Raw genomic sequence first — 20,024 nt, 5'->3', positions numbered from 1 at the left:
CGCAAGGTTAACGGCGCGCGACCGCGGCCGATCCCGCCTCTGGCCGGGAGCGGCGGTCGAGCAGGGGGAAACGGACACGGCTGTCCGGAGCAGACGGACAGCGACGATCCTCAAAATGGTTCGCTCCACTATGGGGGAACTGGTAGCTGTTGTCGCATGTTTCCCCAAGATGTGATTCCGGCGGGCCCCGTCGTCCTGAGGCCGCTCGCCCCCGCCGACACCGAGGCGATCGTCCGCGCCTGCGCGGACCCGGAGATCGTCCGGTTCCTCCCCTTGGTGCCAGCGCCCTACACCCAGGATGACGCGCTCCAGTACCTGGAGATGGCCGAGCAGGATTGGAAGAGCGGGGGAGCGGCGTTCGCCATCGCGGACGCGGAGACGGGCGAGTGGCTGGGCAACATCGGCCTCAAGCCCTCCCGACTGCGGAGCACCAACGAGATCGGCTACCTGGTCGCACCGTGGGCGCGGGGCCGGGGGGTGGCCACGGCCGCCACCGCCGCGCTGGCCGGATGGGGCTTCGGCCACGGAGTGGAACGCGTCGAACTCCTCGCCGACGTGGAGAACCTGGCCAGCCAGCATGTCGCCCTGGCCGCCGGTTTCCGGCACGAGGGCGTTCGGCGCGGGGCCGAACAGCAGCGTGACGGCACCCGCCGCGACCTGGTCTCCTTCGCACGCCTGCGCGGCGACTCCGGCGAGCGCGTGACGCCGTTCCTGCCGGACTTCCCCGGCGGCTCACTGACCGACGGGATCGTACGGCTCAGGCCGCTCACCTCCGCCGACGCCGCCGACTACCTGGCGCTGCGCAACCTGCCCGACGTCGTGAGGTACAGCGTCCCGCCCGAGCCCCGCAGCCCCGAGCAGGTCGAGGAGCGGTGCCGCACGGCGGGCGCGACCCAGCTGGCCGACGGGGGGGTCGAGGCGGTGATCACGGACGCCGCGACGGGCGCGTTCGCCGGGGAGATCCAGCTCTCCAACCTGGCCCCGCTGCTGGGGCAGGCCATGACGGGCTACAGCCTGCTGCCGGCGTTCCGCGGCCGGGGCTTCACCACCAGGGCGGTGAACCTACTGGTCGACTGGGCCTTCGAGCACACCTCCCTGAGCCGGATCATCGCGGGCACCTCCCCCGCCAACGTCGCCTCGCAGCGCGTGCTGGAGCGCGCGGGCTTCATCCGCGAGGCGCTGTTGCGCGGGCTGCTGCCCGGCCCCGACGGCACCCGCCTGGACGACCTGCAGTGGTACCGGCTGCGGGACGCCCCACGCTAGGGGCCGTGTTCAGTCGGCGCCGAAGTGGGCCCTGAGCCTGGCGTAGGCGGCGTCGGTGCCCTGCAGCACCCGGTCGATGTCGGCGTCGGTGTGGGCCGCCGACAGGAACCAGTTGTGCCACGGATGGAGGTAGACCCCCTCCTGCAGGCAGGCCGCGGCCCAGAACATGCCCTTGTCCAGGGTCACATCGCCCTCGAAGGAGAGCCATGGGATCTGCACCGGGCCGGTCTGGTTGACCGTGAAGCCATGGGAGGCGGCCTGGGCGGCGAGGCCCTCGCGCAGGCGGGTGCCCGCGCGCTCCATCAGGGCGATGCCGTCGATGTCGCGCAGCGTCTCGATGGTGGCCTTGGCCGCGGCCATCGGAGCGGCGTTGAACCAGAAGGAACCCGTGGAGTAGAGCGTCTGGGCGGGCCCTCGCAGGGCGTCCACACCGGTGACGGCGGCGATCGGGTGACCGTTGGCCATGGCCTTGCTGAAGGCGTACAGGTCGGGGCGCACGCCCAGCGGCTCCCAGGAGCCGCCCAGGTCGATCCGCCAGCCACCGCGCACGTCGTCGATCACCAGCGCGGCGCCGATCCGATCGGCCAGCGCCCGCACCCCCCGGGCGAACTCCGCGGCGACGAGTTCCTGGTCCTCGAACGAGTCGTGCTTGAACGGCGTCACGATGATCGCGGCGACGTCGCCCTCCGCCTGCGCCGCGGCGGCCTCGACGCTGGCGAGGTCGTTGTAGGTGAACTCGACCAGGTCCGCGCGCTCGCTGGGGGTGGTCCCCGCCGTACTGGGCGTGCACCACGGGTCGGCCCCGTGGTAGGCGCCGTGCGCCATGAGGACCTTGGTCCTGCCGGTGGCGGCGCGGGCCACCATCAGCGCCTGGGTGGTGGCGTCGGTGCCGTTCTTGGAGAACATCACCCAGTCGGCCTGCGGGACGGCGTCCACCAGAAGCTCGGCGAGCTCCACGTAGACGGGGCCGGGGCCGTTGAGGCAGTCGCCCGCGGCGAGCTGGGCCGCGACGGCGGCCTCGACCGCGGGGTGGCGGTGGCCGAGCACGACGGGACCCCAGGAGCACATGAGGTCGACGTACTCGCGCCCGTCGGCGTCCCGCTGGCGGCAACCCTCGCCGCCGACGAAGAACTGCGGGTAGGCGGGGCCGTGCAGGGCCGCGTTGAGGTGGCCGTACATGCCGCCGGGGACGACCTTGGCGGCCCGCTCCCTGAGTCTGGCGTCGATGGACATGCGTCGTCCTTTCAGATCTGGATCGGTTCGGGCGGTTCGGTGCCGTGTCCGACCACGAGCGGCGGGATCACTTCTCCTCACGTAGTGCGCGCGCCCCGTCCAGGCCGGCGTCCGAACCCAGGCCTCCCGCGACGCGGGCGGCCAGCGCGGTACCGAGCCGTGCCGCGCCGGCCACGTCATGGCCGTCGACCAGGCCGGCGATGAACCCGGCGCAGTAGGCGTCACCGCACCCCGTGGTGTCGACCACTTCGACGTCGAGGGCGGGAACGCGGGTGACGCCCTCCGCCTCGGCGATCAGGCTTCCGTCCGCGCCGAGCGTGACCAGGACCGCCGAGGGCCCCTCCCCCAGCAGGGCCAGCGCGGCCTCCTCCGCACTGCCCGCACCGCTCATCAGCAGTGCCTGCTCCTCGTTCGGCAGGAGGTAGTCGACGTGCGGGAGAAAGCTCCGGACCCCCTGCATGAGGTCCGGCATATTGGACAGAAGGTCCATTGTGATGATCGTGCCCGCCGCGCGCGCCTCGTCGAGCAGCGCGAAGAAAGCGGGGTCGTACAGGCCCCAGGTCACGTCCATGCCCCCCAGGTGCACGACGCGCGCACTGAGGATCCGCTCGCGGCCGACGTCGGCGACGGCCAGGCCCAGGTTGGCTCCGGGGACGTGGAAGGACGGGCGCCCGCCGTCCGGGCGGATAGGCAGGATCGAGGCGGCGGTCTGCTCTCCCCGCCTGCGGACCACCCCGGTCACGTCGACGCCGCACCGCCCCATCATCATGACGAGCAGATCTCCGAGCTCGTCGTCGCCGACCGCCCCCACCGAGGCCACCGGGACACCGAGCGCGGCCAGGTCGACGGCGGTCGCGGCCGCGGCACCCGCGGCGGTGACGCGGATCTGCTCCAGCAGGTGGGTGTCCTGCCCGGCGGGAATCGACTCCACCGGCCTGGCGAGCACGTCCACGATGTGCACCCCGAGGGCTACGACGGTCATAGCGAGTCCTCCTCATGTCTTCAGCGGATAATAGACGGGCGACCGACTACAATGTCAACGGATTCCGTTCGGGAGGGAACCGAGTTGCCAAAGATCGTCGATCACGAGGAGCGCCGCGAGGAGGTCATCGAGGCCGCTCGCCGCATCATCCTGCGCGAGGGCATCGAGGCCGCCACGACCAGGGCTATCGCCAAGGAGGCCGGCTACTCCAACGGCGTGCTGACCCACTACTTCGCCGACAAGGACGACATCATGCTGTCGGCGCTGCGCTCCTCGCACCGGCGCATCGTGGAGCGCCTGCGCGGCAAACTGGCCGGCCTCACCGGGCTGGCGGCGCTACGCGAACTCCTCCTCGACAACCTGCCACTGGACGAGGAGCGCACCCGGGAGAGCGGGCTGGAGGTCGGCTTCTGGAGTCGCAGCATGACCAGCCCGGCGATGCTGGAGGCCCAGCGCACCGAGGCCGAGGAGCTGCGCTACCTGGTGCGCAGCCTGCTCGGCGCCGCGGTCGCCGGTGGGGAGATCTCCACCACCGAAGACCTCGACGACGTGACCGAGCGGCTACTCGCCCTGGTCGACGGGCTGAGCGTGCACCGCCTGCTCTACCCGGGCAGGCTCGGCACCGCACGCCTGGAGCGGGTGCTCAACGCCGAACTGGACCGCCTGCGCCCCACCGGCGCGTAGCACCGGCCCCCGCGCCCGGCCGCCCCGTGCCCGCTCGGCTCCCGGGGCGCGCGGGCGGAAGCTCAGACCAGCAGGGCGTAGAGCCGGTCGGCCACCCCCCGCGCGGTGGGCCGCTTGGCCACGTCGCCAAGGCATGCCTGGACGAGATCCGACAACTCGGGCTCCAACCCCGGATCGATCGACGGCGGCGTGCTGTACACCTTCCGCAGGGTCAGCAGCGGGTCGTGGGTGGGCAGTTTCCCGTAGAGCCCGACGCCGCTCACCGCCCAGTGCAGCGTCGCACCCAGCGACCACACGTCACCCGCGGGGGTGGGCGTCTCCCCCTGCAGCAACGTGGGGTCGGTGAACTCCACCGAACCGATGTCCCCCATCCCGGTCACCGTCACGCCCGGCGTCAGCACCTGTGACAGGCCCAGGTCGGAGAGCTTGCCCCCGCCGTCGGCGAGCAGCACGTTACCGGGGCGGATGTCGCGATGGACGATGCCCTCCTCGTGCAGTGCCTGCGCCGCGTGGGAGACGCAGGCGATCGAGCGCAGCACCCGCTCGCGCGAGGGTCGCTCCGCGGGACGCGCCAGCGAGCCGTCCGGCAGGTACTCCATCGAGTAATAGAACACCCCACCCTGCTGGCCGGCGTCGTAGAGCCGCACCAGATACGGGGAGCGCACCGCGGCGAACGCCTTCAACTCCCTCGTGGCACGGCGGAAGGCGTCGTTCCCCGTGCCCCCCACCACCTTCACCGCGACCAGATCCGCCTCGATGGGTAACCGCTCGGGCCTTTTCGCCAAGTAGAACTCACCGTGGTTACCGGCTCCCAGTGACCGGATGAACTCATAATCGGCGATGCCTTCCATAACGGTCTCCCTCCATGCCTGCGCAACGTTCGCGACGACATCCCACACACGGTAACGTCGCCTTCGCCATTCTCGGGGCTTTTCTTTGCATACGGAAAGCGTGCTCGCAATTGCTGCACATGGATCTGCTCCTGCTTGACCTTGTCATCGTCCTCGCGGCCGCGCGGCTTTTCGGAGCGCTGGCCAGATGGCTCGGCCAACCTCCGGTCATCGGCGAGATCGTGGCCGGCATCCTGCTGGGACCCACCCTGCTGGGACCCCTGATCGGTGACGAGCTGTTCGGCTCCGAGATGCGGCCCCCGTTACAGGCCCTGGCCAACGTCGGCCTGGTGCTGTTCATGTTCGTCGTCGGCCTGGAACTGGACCAGAAGCTGGTCAGGGGCAAGGGACGGATCGCGGTGACCGTGGCGCTCGGCTCGACCGTGGTGCCGTTCGTCCTGGGCTGCGTGCTCGCGCTGGCCATCGCGGGTGAGCATGTGGGAGGCGACAAGACCCTGCCGTTCGTGCTGTTCATGGGCGCGGCGATGGCCGCCACCGCTTTCCCGGTGCTGGCTCGGATCCTCACCGACCGGGGAATGCAGCGGATCACGCTCGGCGGCCTCGCCCTGGCCTCGGCGGCCGTCATCGACGTGCTCGCCTGGACCGTCCTGGCGGTGGTGGTGGGCATCGCGGGGGCCGGAGAGTCCGAGGGGCAGTGGAAGGTCCTGCTCGCCCTGCCGTACGCACTGGTGATGTTCCTGGTCGTCAAGCCCCTGCTGGCCCGGCTGGTGCCCGCCTACGAGAAGGCCGGGCGGCTGACGCCCGGCCTGCTCTCCCTGGTGCTCATCGGTCTGATCGGATCGGCCTGGGCCACCGAGTGGATGCACGTCCACTTCATCTTCGGCGCGTTCGTGTTCGGCGCGGTGATGCCCCGCGAGGGGGCGGAACGGCTCAACCACGAGATCCTGGAGCGGCTGGAACAGCTCGCCGTACTGCTGCTGTTGCCGATGTTCTTCGTGGTGGCGGGGCTCAACGTCAACCTGCGCGAACTCGACCTGTCCAGCCTCGGCACGCTCTCCGCGATCCTGGTCGTCGCGATCGGCGGCAAGCTGCTCGGCTCCTACGCCGCCGCGCGGACCCAGCGGCTGCCCAACCGGCAGTCCTGGGCACTGGCCTCCCTGCTCAACACGCGAGGGCTCACCGAGATCGTCATCCTCACCGTCGGCCTGCAGAAGGGCGTGCTCGACGACGAGCTCTACTCGCTGATGGTGGTCATGGCCCTCGTCACGACCGCGATGACCGGCCCGCTGGTGCGCAGGATCTACCCCGACAGACGGGTGGCCCGCGACATCGCCGAGGCCGAACGTGCCGCCCTCGGCGTGACCGCCGCCCACCGGGTGTTGGTGATCGTGCCCGATCCGCCCGCCGAGCAGGCCCCGTTGGTCGGCCTGACCACCACCCTGGCCCTGTCCAGGTCGCCGTCCGAGGTGGTCCTGGGCCACCTGCGCCCCTACCCGGCGGGCCGCCTGGAGGTCGGCAGCGGCCTCTCCTCGGAGCTGGCCGAGCTGGCCGAGACCCTCCACGACCTGGAGGCGCTGGCCGGCAGTGCCCGCGAGCGTGGCTCGGAGACCAGGGTGGTGAGCCGGTTCAGCGCGGATGTGGCAGGCGAGCTGCCGGAGCTGGCCTCCGGTGCCCGAGCCGACCTGCTGGTGCTGCCCGCCGGTGTCCCCGGCTATACCGCCGTGCGTGACGGCGCGGTCTGCCGCGTGGTGACCGTGTCCTTGCCCGTGCCGGAACAGGCCGAGCCCGGCTTCGGGCCGGGGCCGGTCGCGGTACGTTACGGCTCCGGTGACGACGCGGCCGCGCACGTGGCGCTCACCCTCGCGATGCTGTGGGACCGGCCACTGGTCGTCACCGGTGGGAACCGGGCCTCAGCCCTGGCCCAGCGGCTGTCCAAGCTCGGGGTCGCGGCCGACGCGGGTGCGATCCCCGAGGGCGCGCTGGTCGTGGCCGCCGACACCGGGACCACCCCGGAGGGCGCGCACCTGCTGGTCCGCGCCGAGCAGGACCCCGACCCGGTCGACTGGGCCGAGGCCGTCTCCGCTCTGCGCGCCCCGGCCCCGCAGCCCTGATCGCACACCGACCGCACGCGAGCGGCACGGTAAAACACGCCGGGCGGTACGGCCATGGCCGTACCGCCCGAAAACCGCCAGGAAGGCGAAAGGCGTTCTCAGCGGTTGCGGTGTGACTCGTAGCGCATGGTGCGCGAGACACCGATCCGCACGGTGGTGCCGGGCATGATCGTAACCGGCTCGTTCGGCGGGATGTCGTAGAAGTTGGGGTCACCGGGCGGCTGGATCTGGGTGCCGTTGACAGATCCAAGATCGACCAGGTTGACGTCCCAGCCGTCCAGCGCCACCCTCAGATGCCGGCGGGAGACCGAGCCGTCGGGGCTGGTGACCTTGGCCGGGCGCACAGAGCCGTCGGCCACCTCGGGTGCCCGCTCGGGGTCGCGGCCCACCAGATAGTCGGTGTCGAGCCGCAGTGTGAGACCGTCGTCCAGGAGCAGGACCCCCAGCGGCGGGCGCGGGCCCTTGTAGGGAACGAGGGTGCGCTGGACCAGTGCGATACCGCAGACCGCGCAGTAGGGCACGCGAGGGTCATTGAAGTGGTCGTTCTTGCAGTCGACCCCGTAGACCAGCGGCCGCGCCTCGGGTTCGGCCCCGGAGTTCGGCGCGGGCGCCGGAGACTCGGCCCCGGGCTGTGAACCGCCGGGCGTCAGCAACTCGTACTCGAACGGCTGGTCGCGGACGTCGACGGGATCCCCGCCCATCCCGCCGGCCCTGGCCGTGTCGATGTCCTCGTGACGGACCTCTTCATGGTGGACCATCGCGGGGGCGGGTCCGGTGGAGGGCATCGGCCCCTGCGGGGAGGCCGCGGGGATCGGCTCGGAGTGCCACGCCTGCGGCTGCGGCTCCATCGGCGGCGGGGCGGTGACCGGCGGATAGGGATCCGCCGGGCCCATCGGATAGGGCTCGGCAGAGCCCATCGGGTAGGGCGCCGGCGGGGCGCCCTCCGGGAGGGCCGACCACTCGGGGGAGGTCGGCCGCTCCGGTGGCGCGGGCATCGGGGTGGGCGCGGGGGCCACGGGCTCCATCCGGGGCGCCTGCTGGACCTGTGACGCGGCGGGCTCCATCCGCGGCATGGCCTGCGGGGCGGCCCCCGCCTCCGTCAGGTCGCACCAGACGCCGCCCGCGACGATCACTCCGGCGTCCAGCCGGGACAGCGGGTGCGCGGTCCCGGCGTCGGGCAGGCTCAGCTCCACCCGGGTCACCGGGCCGGGGACCAAGCGGTCGGACCACGTGAGCGCGTCACGCCCGGCGAGCTGGATCTCGCCGGCCGCGCCGGTCACCGCCGCGAACGCCGGGCCGCTGACCAGGACGGCCACTCCCCCGCTGACCGGACCGGCGACGGCACACGCCACCGGCTCGCCTATCACGACGGCGAGGATCTGGGCGGTCCGGCGGGCCAGCGACCGGCCGTCGCCGCCCGAGGCCGCGGTCTCCCGCAGCGCCCTCAGCAGATCCTCAACGACGGCCTCGGCCGCGTCGCACACCAGCAGCAGGCCGCCCACATAGGCCACCAGCCCGTTGCCCGGAAGCGGACGCACCACCCCGAAGCCCTGGTCGGTCACAGAACTCTCCCTCCCCGGAAACGCCACCGGATGAACGGCACCCGCATGGGGCCGTTCGTCACCAGCCAGATGCATACCCAGACAACCGTGAAGTGCGTCCAGAAGGCGGCCGGCGGAACCGGATCGATAACATCGACTGCACCGGACCGTAGCAAAAAGTACAGCACAAGGCCTTCGGGCACGAGCGTCAGCAGACCGAAGAGGGTCGGCCAGTCCTTCTCCCATCTGAACTGCATCAGGAAGTGATATATCAGCTCCCAGACGATCCCCAGCACAGCTACCGCCGCGAGGACCAGGAACCCGTTGACGTAGCGCCCGGAGAGCGGCCCGGAGGAGCCGGGAAGCACCGGCACGATCAGCAGGGTGATGATCACGCCAACGGTGGCGAGCATGAAGAGGCGCGTCTGAAGACGGCCCCACAGAGTCGGAACCACGGGGGACTACTCCTTACAGCGACGAGTTGAAGGCCCATTTGAACCACTGCGAGGTCGAGCGCAGCGGTCCCATCTTTTTGACGAACCCTCGTCTTGCCAGATCGTCGGCTATCTCCTGAGCCGCGACCTGCAGGCCGAGGAAGGTGTCGACACCCGGGAAGTAACCTCCGAGCGTGGCCGATCCCGAGGCGTAGAGGGCACCGTCACCATTGGCCGTCCCCTTCACCTCGAAGTGGCGCTCCACCTCGAGCCTGCCCACCGGATTACGGAACGCCCCACCGTGCTGGAGCAGGTCCGCGAAGATCCGGTGCTCGGCGATGTCGGCCTCCAGGCCGGTACAGTCGATGATGTAGTCGGAGACCGGCTCGCGGACGATGCCGTCGCTGCTGCGCACGTAGCTGACCAGTCGCCCGTCCTGGCCGTGCTCCACGCGGTCGACGGTGCCCTGCACAGGGTGGTAGTAGCCGCCACTGCGCCCCGCGCGCATCTGCTCCTGCCAGTGCCGCCGGTAGGGGGTGTTGGTGCCGCCCATCTCCTTGTACTTCTTCGCCCGGTCGGCGCCCTCGAGCTTGCGCATCTGTGCCTTGAGCTGACCGCCCCACACCGACTTGGGATAGTTGAAGCCCTGGTAGGCCCAGCCGTCCCCGCCCTTGCGACGTGACCAGATGTGCGAGCCGTGGGAGCCGCTGACGAACGTGCGGAAGATGTGGATGATCTGGGTCTGCAGGCCGTACCGCGCCCGGTCGTCGAACAGCCGCTGGAGCACCCGGGAGGCGACGATGCCACCGCCGCGAATGACCACGGTGCCCGGCCTGGTCTTCAGGAACTCGTAGACCTGCTCATGCGGCTCGTAGGCGTTGACGACGTGCTGGTAGTCACCGTGCTTGGTCCGGAACTCCTGCAGGTCGGGCAGGAACTTCAGGCCCGGGTAGCCGATCGCGATGTGCACGAAGCGCGAGCGGAAGATGATGCGCTTGGTCGCCGCCGCGCCGTCCGGCGGGGTGACCACCGTGAAGTAGCCGCCGCCGGCCCGACGGCGGACCATCCGCACCTGTCCCTTGACCAGCATGTCCCAGTAGTTGATGCGTTTGGCTTCGCGCTCCAGGTTCTCGAAGACCGTGCCCGCGCGCGGGGTCCAGTAGTCGTTCAGGAGCGGCTCGGTGAGGATCTGCCACAGGTACGACGGTTTCTTCTCCTTCCACGCCTCTTCCAGGGCGTAGGAGGGGAACCCCCACAGGTTGTCCGGGCGGGAGGAGGAGTCGGAGCGGATCCGCTCCCCACGGGGGATCTGCGAGCACCTGGTGAGGAACTCGTAGGTCTGCCATGGGTGATCGATATTGGAGACCACCCGCATCTGTGAGGTGGGGACGCCGTAGATCCTCAGATAGTCGAGCGTCACGAAGGAGCCCATGCCGCCACCGACCGTGAGGAACGGGATGTCGTACATGGGGATGCCCGCGGCGGCGACCATCTGGTCGGTCCATTCGGGCGCACCGAGGAGATCCGGCGTCAGATCGCCGGCCGGAGCCGGCGTGTGGGGGGGTGCCAATTGACGTCCCTTAAGCTACATGGCCAGCCAGTTCACTAGCCAAAACCCTAGTCCTGGTACGAGCCGAAAACGAGTGGGACAAACAGGGATGATTTTCCCTGGCCGTCCTGTCTCCGGCGAGTATTCAGTGAGACGCCTGCAAATGACATGTGGTTCGCTTAAACTCCGCTGAACACTCGATTCACGTCGGACGTCGCGAGCACCCCGAAGATCTCGCCGCCACGCTCCACCAGGAGATACTCACCCGCCGGGGATTCACGCATGGCGTCGATCAACGGCTCCCCCTCCAGGTCGGCGGCCAGTACCAGTGAGGGTTCGAGGCTGCGCGAGAGCGAACCCGCCGTCACCCAGGGGCGGCGACTCTCCGGAGTGGCCTCCACCGCGACCTCGTTGACGATGCCCGTGGGGTGGCCCTCATGGTCGACGACCACCATCGCCCCCGCCTGCGCCTCCGCCGCCCGGCGCAGGGCCTCGGCCAGCGGCACGTCACCGGTGACCGCGATGGCCCTCCTGGCCAGGGCACGGGCGTTGACCTTGGGGATGCGGGCGCGCACCCGGGCACCGCGCAGCGCCTGGGTGGCACCGAACCAGATGAAGGCGGCCAGCAGCACCGACCAGGCGAACGTCATGTCCGGTGCCGACCCGGTCGCCAGCGCCAGCCCGATGGGGATCGCGACCAGGGCCACGGCCAGCCCCCGGCCCGCCCAGGCCGCGGCGATCGTGCCCGTACCGGGCTTGCGGGTGATCTTCCAGACGCCCGCGCGGAGCATGCGCCCCCCGTCGAGCGGCAACCCCGGCAGCATGTTGAAGACACCGACGATCAGGTTGGCGAACCAGAGCTGGAAGACCAGGACGCCGGGGATCGTGCCGGGGTCGATGATCCGGGAGGCGGCGAAACCGATCCCGGCCAGGCCGAGCGAGAGCAGGGGGCCCGCGAAGGCCACCATGAACTCCCTGCCGGGCGTCTCCGGCTCGCGTTCGATCTCCGAGACGCCGCCGAGCAGGTAGAGCGTGATGCGCCGGACCGGCAGGCCGTACATCCTGGCGACCACGCAGTGCGCCAGCTCGTGCAGGAGCACCGAGACGTACAGCAGCACCGCGAAGACGAACGCGACGGCGTACGTGATCGGGATGCTCAGTTCGGGCAGCCAGAAGGCCACCACGCCCTGGAACGAGTAGGTGATGAAGGCCGCCACGATGAGCCAGGTCGGCGAGACGTAGACCGGAATGCCGAACGGCCGGCCCATCCGCAGTCCTGAACCGTCCCGGCGTGGGCTGTCGCTGCTCACCGCTGGCTCACCACTCCTCGTTCAACCCGTGTTCAATCCACCCTCAAGCCTCGATGGTACGCGCCACCGGACCTTCGGCAGACGCCACAAGGGCACCTCGGGCGCAAACTGTCGTCACCGTGACCTACAGTGCGGTCATGTCGCTGACCGAGCCCACGATCATCGGAGCCCTGTCGCCGTCGCGGGCGGGTGACTTCATGACGTGCCCGCTGCTCTACCGTTTCCGGGTGATCGACAGGCTCCCCGAGCCTCCGTCGCCGGCCGCCGTGCGCGGCACGATGGTCCACTCCGTGCTGGAGCGGCTGTACGACCTGCCCGCCCTCGATCGCACGGTCGCCGCGGCCCAGGACCTGCTGGAGCCGCAGTGGCGCAGGTTGCAGCAGGAGGATCCTTCGTATGCCGGCATGTTCACCGGTGACGACGACCGCGTCGAGTGGCTGGCCCAGGCCCGCGTCATGCTGGAAAGTTACTTCACCCTTGAGGACCCCACCTGCCTGGAGCCCGCCGAGCGGGAACTCTACGTGGAGGCGGTGCTCGGCAGCGGCCTGATGCTGCGGGGCTACATCGACAGGCTGGACGTGGCGCCCGGCGGCGAGGTCCGCGTCGTCGACTACAAGACCGGCAGCGCCCCGGGGCCCGCCTTCGAGGCCAAGGCATTGTTCCAGATGAAATTCTACGCGCTGGTGCTGTGGCGGCTGCGCGGCTCGGTGCCCCGCCTGCTCCAGCTGATGTATCTGGGAGGTGGCGGCGAGGTCCTGCGCTACGCCCCCGACGAGGCCGACCTGCTGGCCACCGAGAGGAAGGTCCAGGCCCTGTGGCAGGCCATCGAGCGGGCGCTGGAGACGGGTGAGTGGCGGGCCAGGCCCAGCAGGCTGTGCGGCTGGTGCAGCTACAAGGACCTGTGCCCGGAGTTCGGCGGCACTCCCCCGCCGGTGCCCGAGCGCCAGCCAGGCGACACCGTCCGCAGCAACCGCCGCCCCGCCAAGACCTCAAGGGCCGCCACCGACGAGTTGTAGCGGCTGTGTCGATCGCGACGCACCCGCGTCGCAATCGGCGCTGTCCTACGTGGGGATGAGGCGGATATCCCCCTCTGGCAGGGTGGCCGGCGGGGAAGGGCACCTAAGTTGGTTGTGTGCGCAACACCATCGGTAGCCTGCGGGCCTGGTTCCGCGGGCATCCGCTGATCCCTGATCTGCTCCTCGGGGGGGCGCTGGCGGCCGCCTCGGTTCCCTTCGCCCACGTCGCCCAGGTTTTCGGCGATCCGGCCCGTCTCGGGGAGCCGGACGCGATGAGCCTCGGCCTGATCGTGACCGGTTGCCTGTCGGTGGCGCTGCGCCGCCACTGGCCTTTCCTGCTGCTCTGTCTGGTCTGCCTGATCGAGATCACGTTGGCCGCGGCGGGCCGGAACCCCTCCCTGCTCTGGCTCGCCGCCCTGGTGCTGGTCTACACGATCGCCGTCCGGCGCGGCCTGGCGGTCAGCCTGTGCGCTCCCGCACTGGCCCTGGCCGGCCACTTCCTGTCCGCGGCGGCCGGCGGCGGGCTTGGCGAGTGGAGCACCCACCTGCTGATGGTCGTCTTCACCGTCTCCCTGTGGATCGCCGGCCGGAACGTGCGGCTGCGCCGAGCCTACCAGGCGGAGCTGCACGACCGGGCACGGCGCATGGAGCATATCCGGGAGGCCGACACCCGGGCGGCCAGAGCCGAGGAGCGCTCCCGCATCGCCCGTGAGCTGCACGACGTGGTGGCCCATCACGTGAGCGTGATGACCGTCCAGGCCGCCGCGGCACGCCGGGTACTGGCCGGAAACCCCGAGGGGGCCCGGGAGGCCCTGTCTGCGATCGAGGAGCTTGGCCGGACCGCGATGTCGGAGATGCGCAGCCTCGTGGGCGTGCTCAGAACCGACGCGGCGCCCGCCGAGCGCAATCCGCAGCCGGGGATGCGTGAGATTCCCGCCCTGGTCGACCAGATGCGCGAGGCGGGGCTGCGGACACAGCTGTGGATCGAGGACGAGCGCGGGACCACCGGGGTACTGCCGCCCGGAGTCGACCTGGCCGCGTACAGGCTGGTGCAGGAGGCCCTGACCAACAGCCTGCGGCACGCGGGGCCGCAGGCACGAGCCTGGGTGACGGTGCGGCACGAGTCAGGCGAGCTGGCCGTGCGGGTCACCGACGACGGCCTCGGCCGGAAAGCGGGCGAAACGAGCGAGGGGGCGACCGGTCACGGACTGGTGGGCATCCGTGAACGCGTTGCCCTCTATGGTGGACTTCTGAGGATCGGCCCACGTCCCGAGGGCGGATTCGAGGTTGATGCCCGGTTCCCCCTCAAGGACACATGATGACGATCAGAGTGCTGCTGGTGGACGACCAGCCACTCCTGCGCACCGGTTTCCGCCTGATCCTCGAGGCCGAACCCGACCTCACCGTGGTCGGTGAGGCGGGGGACGGCAAGGCCGCGCAGGACCAGTCGCGGGCGCTGCTGCCCGATGTGGTGCTGATGGACATCCGGATGCCGGGCGTGGACGGCATCGAGGCGACCCGCCGGATCGTACGGGAGGCCGCCGGAGGTGCGCACGTGCCCCGGGTGCTGGTGCTGACGACCTTCGACCTGGACGAGTACATCGTGGAGGCGCTGCGCGCCGGAGCCAGCGGCTTCCTGCTGAAGGACGTCCCGCCGGAGGAACTGGTGCAGGCCATCCGGGTGGTGGCGGCCGGCGACGCCATCGTCGCGCCGAGCATCACCAGGCGGCTGCTGGACAGGTTCGGCGCACACCTGCCGACCCACCGGCAGTCCACCCCCACTCGCCTGGAGCGGCTGACCGAGCGTGAGCTGGAGGTGCTCAAGCTGATCGCCAAGGGCATGTCCAACGCGGAGATCGCCGCCGAGCTGGTGGTGAGCGAGACGACGGTCAAGACCCACGTCGGCAACGTGCTCACCAAGCTGAGCCTGCGCGACCGCGTCCAGGCCGTCGTCCTCGCCTACGAGACCGGTCTGATCACCCCCGGCTCGCCTCCCTGACCCGGCACCCGGCGCGAACGGGCGTGCCCGCGCACCGGCCGGTCACCACGGCGAGTACGCGGGCCTGAGCCGGGATCGATCAGTCCGAAACGGCCTGCAGGGGCGGCTGCTCCTTGGGGGCGTTCTCCGGGAAGTGACAGGCCACCTGGTGGCCCGCCGCCAGCTCTGTCAGCGGCGGTTCCACGGTCTTGCAGATCTCCTGGGCCTTCCAGCACCGGGTGTGGAAGCGGCAGGCCGGCGGAGGGTTGAGCGGGCTGGGCACGTCGCCTTGGAGACGGATACGCTCGCGCCCCTCACGCCGCTTGACGTCCGGAATGGGGACCGCGGACATCAGCGCGGTGGTGTAGGGGTGCATGGGCGACTCGTACAGGTTCTTACGGTCCGCCAGCTCGACGATCTTGCCGAGATACATGACCGCGACCCGGTCGCTGATGTGCCGGACCACCGACAGGTCGTGCGCGATGACCACGTAGGTCAGGTCGAGCTCGTTCTGCAGGTCTTCCAGAAGATTGACGACCTGGGCCTGGATCGACACGTCCAGCGCGGACACCGGCTCGTCGGCGACGATGAGCTTGGGCTTGAGCGCGAGCGTGCGGGCGATGCCGATGCGCTGGCGCTGGCCACCGGAGAACTCGTGCGGGTAACGGTTGTAGTGCTCGGGGTTGAGACCGACCAGGGCGAGGATGTCCTGGACTTCCTTCTTGATCCCCTGTTCGGTCTTGATCCCCTGGATACGGAACGGCGCACCGACGATGGCGCCGACCGTGTGGCGGGGGTTGAGCGAGGAGTAGGGGTCCTGGAAGATGATCTGCATGTCGCGCCGGAGGGGCCTGATCTTGGACTGCGACATGTGAGTGATGTCGTGGCCCTCGAAGACGACCTTCCCGCCGGTCGGCTCGATGAGCCTGGTGATCATGCGACCCGTCGTGGTCTTGCCACAGCCGGACTCGCCCACCAGGCCGAGGGTCTCCCCCTTGAGGACGTCGAAGCTGATCCCGTCGACCGCTTTGACCGCACCGACCTGGCGTTTGAGCAGGCCCTTGGTGACGGGGAAGTGCTTCTCCAGCCCTTGCACTGACAGAATTGGCTCGGTCACAGACTTTCCGTTCGTCGAACGCGCGTCTCGCTCGCTCACGAGGACTCCAGGTTCACTTTGATCTCGTTCTCCCAGATGTCCCGCCTGACCTCGTAGGGCAGGTGGCACCGGACCAGATGGCCGCCGTCGCTCTCGAGCAGCTCGGGCACCTCGGTGCTCGACCTCCCTCCGGTGCGGTCGGCATAGGCGCAGCGCGGGTGGAAGGCACACCCGGTGGGCACGTTGATCAGCGAGGGGGGAGTGCCCTTGATCGGCAGCAGCCGCTCGGTCCGCTCCCGGTCCAGACGTGGCATCGATCCCAGCAGGCCCCACGTGTAGGGATGTTCGGGCCGCTCGAAGATGTCCTCCGCCGTGCCGTACTCGATGCCCTTTCCGCCGTACATCACCAGGATGTCGTCCGACAGCTCCGCGACGACACCCAGGTCGTGGGTGATGACGATCAACGCGGCGTTGAAGTCACGCTGCAGGTCGCGCATCAGGTCCAGGATCTGTGCCTGGACCGTCACGTCGAGAGCCGTGGTCGGCTCGTCCGCGATCAGCAGTTCCGGGTCGCAGGAGAGCGCCATGGCGATCATCGCACGCTGGCGCATACCGCCGGAGAACTCGTGCGGATAGCTGTCGACGCGCTTTTCCGGCTGTGGGATGCCCACCCGGCCCAGCATGTCGATGGCGTGCTTGCGCGCGACCTTCTTGCTGACCTGGTTGTGGATCCGGTACGCCTCCACGATCTGCACGCCCACCGTGTAGAAGGGGTGCATCGCCGAGAGCGGATCCTGGAAGATCATCGCCATCTTCTTGCCGCGCAACGTCCGGACGTGGTCGGCGGAGGCGGTGACGAGTTCCTCGCCGTCCAGCCAGATCTCACCGGAGATCTTCGCCCGGCCGCCCTTGTGCAGGCCGAGGATGCCCAGCGAGGTGACGCTCTTGCCGGATCCGGACTCGCCCACGATGCCGAGCGTCTTACCGCGCTCCAGCTGGAAGGAGAGCCCGTCGACGGACTTGACCAGGCCGTCGTCCGTCGGAAAGTGGATCCGCAGGTCCCTCAGTTCGAGAAAGCTCGACGGAGCGCTCATCCCAGCCTCACCCTCGGGTCGACCACCGCGTACAGCAGGTCGACGATCAGACTGGCCAGCACGACGAAGAGCGCCGCGACCATGGTGACACCCATGATCTTCGGAAGGTCGTTCGTCACGATGGCCTGGACGGCGTAGTCGCCGATGCCCTTCAGCGAGAACGTGCTCTCGGTGAGCACCGCGCCACCGAGCAGCAGGCCAAGGTCCAGACCGAAGATCGTCAGGATGGGGGTCAGCGCGGCGCGCAGGCCGTGCTTGAGGACCACCCTGGACTCCTGCATGCCCTTGGCCCTGGCCGTGCGAATGTAGTCCTCGCTCATGGTCTCCAGCATTCCCGCCCTGGTCAGACGCGCGTAGGACGCGGCATAGAGGAATGCGAGGGTGATCCATGGCAGCAGGAGGCTGTAGGCCCATTCCGCCGGATTCTCCAGGAACGGCGTGAAGCTGCCGCCCGGCGCGGTGATACCTAACCCGTAGCTGAAGACGACAAGGGAGACGATGCCGGTGAAGAAGACCGGCAGGGAGACCCCGGCGAGCGCGATGCTCATCGCCGCCCGGTCGAAGACCGTGCCTTTTCGCAGCGCGGACAGCACGCCTGTCGCGACGCCGCAGAGCAACCAGATGACCGCCGCGCCCAGGGCGAGCGAGAGGGTCACCGGGATGCGATCCACCAGGTCGGGCCAGACCGGCTGCCTTCTGATGAAGGAGTAGCCGAAACAGGGAGCGGGGCACTCCTCGATGGTGGCGCCGGTGTCGTACTCCGAGCCGACGAAGACACCTGAGATCCAGCGGCCGTACTGCACGGGAATCGGGTCGTTGAACCCGAGTTTTTCCGCCGTGACCGCGATCATCTCCGCATCGGCGGATCTGCCCATGTAACGGCTGGCGAAGTCCTCAGCCGTGGCACCCGCGATACGGGGAACCACGAAGAAGATCGAGAACGTGACCATGCTCACGATGACGAGCATGAGCACCGCGCCGATCAGGCGCCGGATGATGTAAGTGACCACAGTCCCCCCGGCTCCAGGGGCCGGCCTTGTGGGCCGGCCCCTTCAAGCCTCGACTAACTGAACAGGATTTCCGACGGTTACTGGACGCCCAGGTTCAGGTAGTCGTACATGTCGAACGCACCGGTGACGAAGACGTTCGTCGCACCCAGGGGGCGGACCATGACGCCCTTGGACCAGACCGAGGGCAGCACGTAGGCCTGCTCCATGATCCTCTGGTCGATCTCGCCCCAGAGCGCGTCACGCTTGGCGACATCGGTCTCGGTGAAGATCTGGTCGATCTTCGCGTCGACTTCCTTGTCCCTGATGCTGAGGTTGTAGTTACCGCCCGACTCACGGATGGTGCGGCTGTCGACGATCTGCGACATGAAGCCGAAGCCGTCGTTCCAGTCGGCACCCCAGCCGTTGGTGGCCAGGCCGATGCCGTTCTTCTTCACGAAGTCCGGCTTGCCGGCGTAGAGCGCGAAGTAGTCACCGGTGGGGTAACCCTTGAGCTCCAGCTTGATGCCGACCTTGGCCAGCGCCTGCTGGAGCGACTCGGCGGTCGCCTTCTCCTTGGGACGGTCGGCGCGGTAGGCCATGATGGTCTCGAAGCCGTCAGGCTTGCCACAGGCGGCGAGTGCGGCCTTGGCCTTCTCCACGTCGCCGGTGCCGGTCGGGTAGAGGTCCAGCTTCTTCCAGCCTCCGATCGACGGCGGCATCAGACCGGTCGCGATGTCACCGCCGGCGAACTCGCCGCCGTAGGCGTTCTGCAGGCCCACCCGGTCGGCGCCGTAGATGATCGCCTTGCGGCACTCCACGTTGTCCAGCGGGGCCACCTCGGAGATGATCGAGGTGTACCAGGTGCGGGCACCGGTGGGGTTGTCCGCCCGGGCCTTCAGCGCCGGGTCGCTCAGCACGCGACCGAGCGCGGCGGGCTGGACGCCCGAGCCGGCGAGGTCGATGTGCAGGTCGCCGGAGAGGATCCGGTTGTCCAGGTCGTCGGCGTTGACGCCGAGGGAGATCTCGTAGCTGTCCGGCAGCGCCTTGCGGATCGGGTCGGTCGCCGGGTCCCAGTGCTCGTTGCGGACCAGGGTGTACTGCTTGCCGGCCTCGACCTTGTCGAACTTGTAGGGGCCGGAGGCCATCACGTGCTCGCGGTACTTGACGCCGGTGTCCTTGTCCTTGGGGACCGGGATCGTGCCGGGCAGGGCCGCGAAGTTGTCGAAGCCGCCGTAGGCCTTCTTCAGGTGGAAGACGATCGTCTGGTCGTCCGGCGTCTCGATCGCGGAGTCGGTGTTGACGTCCGGGGTCTTGTAGACGCTCTTGAAGTCCTTCGGCAGGTCCAGCCAGTCGTTGAAGTACGTCGGGCCGTTGACCAGCGTCTCCTTGTCCATGGAGCGCAGGACCGCGTACTTGACGTCCTTGGACGTGATCGGCGTGCCGTCCTCGAACTTCAGACCGGCGCGGAGCTTGTAGGTCCAGGTCTTGCCGCCGTCACTCGACTCGCCCAGGCTCTCGGCCAGGTCGGGGGAGAGCTTGCGGCCCTCGGCACCGGGAGCCGGGGTGTAGGTCACCAGCGAACGACCGTAGATCCGGACAAGGTTCCAGGAGAGTGCGTAATAGGTGTCACCGGGGTCCACCGAGTCCCAGTCCTCGGAGATGGCCATCTTCAGGACGCCCCCCTTCTTGTCAGAAGGGTTGAACACCGCCTCGAGTCCGGCGTTGAACGCGTCCGCGGCCACCGGCGCGGCCGAAGAACCGTCGGCCGGCTTCGTCTCGCTGCCGCCGCCGCCACAGGCGGAGAGCCCCAGTGAGAGAGCGGCACCCGCGGCCGCGAAGGCCAGTGCGGATCTCTTGTTCATTTACTTGCACCCCTTGTTAATTCCAGGAGAA

Annotated in this window: 17 protein-coding genes; 6 read left to right on the top strand and 11 right to left on the bottom strand. The window is 69.3% G+C overall.

Annotated features, from left to right (window positions below; all coding sequences use genetic code 11):
* Positions 1-156: 156 nt before the first annotated feature.
* Positions 157-1,263, top strand: coding sequence for a GNAT family N-acetyltransferase (locus tag ACQP0P_RS19610; RefSeq protein ID WP_433378811.1), 1,107 nt, complete (start codon positions 157-159; stop codon positions 1,261-1,263).
* A 9-nt stretch (positions 1,264-1,272) separates the two neighbouring features.
* On the opposite strand, the gene ACQP0P_RS19605 is transcribed toward ACQP0P_RS19610, so the two are convergent.
* Together ACQP0P_RS19605 and ACQP0P_RS19600 are read right to left on the bottom strand one after the other, a co-directional pair.
* Positions 1,273-2,496: an aminotransferase class III-fold pyridoxal phosphate-dependent enzyme gene (locus ACQP0P_RS19605; RefSeq protein ID WP_433378808.1), complete on the bottom strand. Its 1,224-nt coding sequence runs from the start codon at positions 2,494-2,496 to the stop codon at positions 1,273-1,275.
* A 67-nt stretch (positions 2,497-2,563) separates the two neighbouring features.
* A complete protein-coding gene (locus ACQP0P_RS19600; protein ID WP_433378805.1) occupies positions 2,564-3,478 on the bottom strand; it encodes a carbohydrate kinase family protein in 915 nt (304 codons plus the stop codon).
* A gap of 84 nt (positions 3,479-3,562) precedes the next feature.
* On the opposite strand from ACQP0P_RS19600, the gene ACQP0P_RS19595 reads away from it, so the two are divergent.
* A complete protein-coding gene (locus ACQP0P_RS19595) occupies positions 3,563-4,162 on the top strand; it encodes a TetR/AcrR family transcriptional regulator (RefSeq protein ID WP_433378802.1) in 600 nt (199 codons plus the stop codon).
* A gap of 62 nt (positions 4,163-4,224) precedes the next feature.
* Here ACQP0P_RS19595 and ACQP0P_RS19590 read toward each other — a convergent pair whose 3' ends face one another.
* Complete coding sequence (locus ACQP0P_RS19590) at positions 4,225-5,013, bottom strand: serine/threonine-protein kinase (RefSeq protein ID WP_433378799.1); 789 nt, start codon at positions 5,011-5,013, stop codon at positions 4,225-4,227.
* Positions 5,014-5,132: 119 nt separating this feature from the next.
* Between ACQP0P_RS19590 and ACQP0P_RS19585 the strand changes: the two genes are divergently transcribed.
* The gene (locus ACQP0P_RS19585) at positions 5,133-7,124 is read left to right on the top strand and encodes a cation:proton antiporter (RefSeq protein WP_433378796.1); all 1,992 of its coding nucleotides are present in this window, start codon (positions 5,133-5,135) and stop codon (positions 7,122-7,124) included.
* Positions 7,125-7,222: 98 nt separating this feature from the next.
* Here the strand turns inward: ACQP0P_RS19585 and ACQP0P_RS19580 are convergent, their stop codons facing one another.
* The 4 genes from ACQP0P_RS19580 to ACQP0P_RS19565 all read right to left on the bottom strand — a co-directional run bounded on the left by ACQP0P_RS19580 (position 7,223) and on the right by ACQP0P_RS19565 (position 11,916).
* Positions 7,223-8,686, bottom strand: a complete 1,464-nt coding sequence (locus ACQP0P_RS19580) for an FHA domain-containing protein (RefSeq protein WP_433378793.1) — start codon at positions 8,684-8,686, stop codon at positions 7,223-7,225.
* Positions 8,683-9,078: a hypothetical protein gene (locus ACQP0P_RS19575; protein ID WP_433378790.1), complete on the bottom strand. Its 396-nt coding sequence runs from the start codon at positions 9,076-9,078 to the stop codon at positions 8,683-8,685. The genes ACQP0P_RS19580 and ACQP0P_RS19575 overlap by 4 nt, the downstream gene beginning before the upstream one ends.
* A 55-nt stretch (positions 9,079-9,133) precedes the next feature.
* Positions 9,134-10,669, bottom strand: a complete 1,536-nt coding sequence (locus tag ACQP0P_RS19570) for a hypothetical protein (protein ID WP_433378787.1) — start codon at positions 10,667-10,669, stop codon at positions 9,134-9,136.
* Between the two features lie 158 nt (positions 10,670-10,827).
* Complete coding sequence (locus ACQP0P_RS19565) at positions 10,828-11,916, bottom strand: site-2 protease family protein (RefSeq protein WP_433381977.1); 1,089 nt, start codon at positions 11,914-11,916, stop codon at positions 10,828-10,830.
* Positions 11,917-12,095: 179 nt separating this feature from the next.
* Here ACQP0P_RS19565 and ACQP0P_RS19560 point away from each other — a divergent pair, with 179 nt between their 5' ends.
* The 3 genes from ACQP0P_RS19560 to ACQP0P_RS19550 all read left to right on the top strand — a co-directional run bounded on the left by ACQP0P_RS19560 (position 12,096) and on the right by ACQP0P_RS19550 (position 14,973).
* Positions 12,096-12,974 carry a RecB family exonuclease gene (locus tag ACQP0P_RS19560; protein WP_433378784.1) on the top strand — a complete coding sequence of 293 codons (879 nt, stop codon included), beginning with the start codon at positions 12,096-12,098 and terminating at the stop codon, positions 12,972-12,974.
* A 116-nt stretch (positions 12,975-13,090) separates the two neighbouring features.
* Positions 13,091-14,293, top strand: a complete 1,203-nt coding sequence (locus tag ACQP0P_RS19555) for a sensor histidine kinase (RefSeq protein ID WP_433378781.1) — start codon at positions 13,091-13,093, stop codon at positions 14,291-14,293.
* Entirely contained in the window at positions 14,293-14,973 is a 681-nt protein-coding gene (locus ACQP0P_RS19550; protein WP_386316624.1) for a response regulator, read from the top strand. The genes ACQP0P_RS19555 and ACQP0P_RS19550 overlap by 1 nt, the downstream gene beginning before the upstream one ends.
* 79 nt (positions 14,974-15,052) lie before the next feature.
* Here ACQP0P_RS19550 and ACQP0P_RS19545 read toward each other — a convergent pair whose 3' ends face one another.
* From ACQP0P_RS19545 to ACQP0P_RS19530, 4 genes are all read right to left on the bottom strand, one after another.
* Positions 15,053-16,069 carry an ABC transporter ATP-binding protein gene (locus ACQP0P_RS19545; protein ID WP_433378778.1) on the bottom strand — a complete coding sequence of 339 codons (1,017 nt, stop codon included), beginning with the start codon at positions 16,067-16,069 and terminating at the stop codon, positions 15,053-15,055.
* A gap of 35 nt (positions 16,070-16,104) precedes the next feature.
* Entirely contained in the window at positions 16,105-17,142 is a 1,038-nt protein-coding gene (locus ACQP0P_RS19540) for an ABC transporter ATP-binding protein (protein WP_433378775.1), read from the bottom strand.
* Complete coding sequence (locus tag ACQP0P_RS19535) at positions 17,139-18,152, bottom strand: ABC transporter permease (protein WP_433378772.1); 1,014 nt, start codon at positions 18,150-18,152, stop codon at positions 17,139-17,141. The genes ACQP0P_RS19540 and ACQP0P_RS19535 overlap by 4 nt, the downstream gene beginning before the upstream one ends.
* Positions 18,153-18,229: 77 nt before the next feature.
* A complete protein-coding gene (locus ACQP0P_RS19530) occupies positions 18,230-19,993 on the bottom strand; it encodes an ABC transporter substrate-binding protein (RefSeq protein WP_433378769.1) in 1,764 nt (587 codons plus the stop codon).
* Positions 19,994-20,024: the final 31 nt, after the last annotated feature.

Source organism: Streptosporangium sp. CA-115845, assembly GCF_050943795.1.
In the GTDB taxonomy this organism is placed as follows: Bacteria; Actinomycetota; Actinomycetes; order Streptosporangiales; family Streptosporangiaceae; genus Streptosporangium.
Note: the sequence above shows the minus strand (reverse complement) of the source record. Positions and strands in the feature narration are given on the sequence as shown.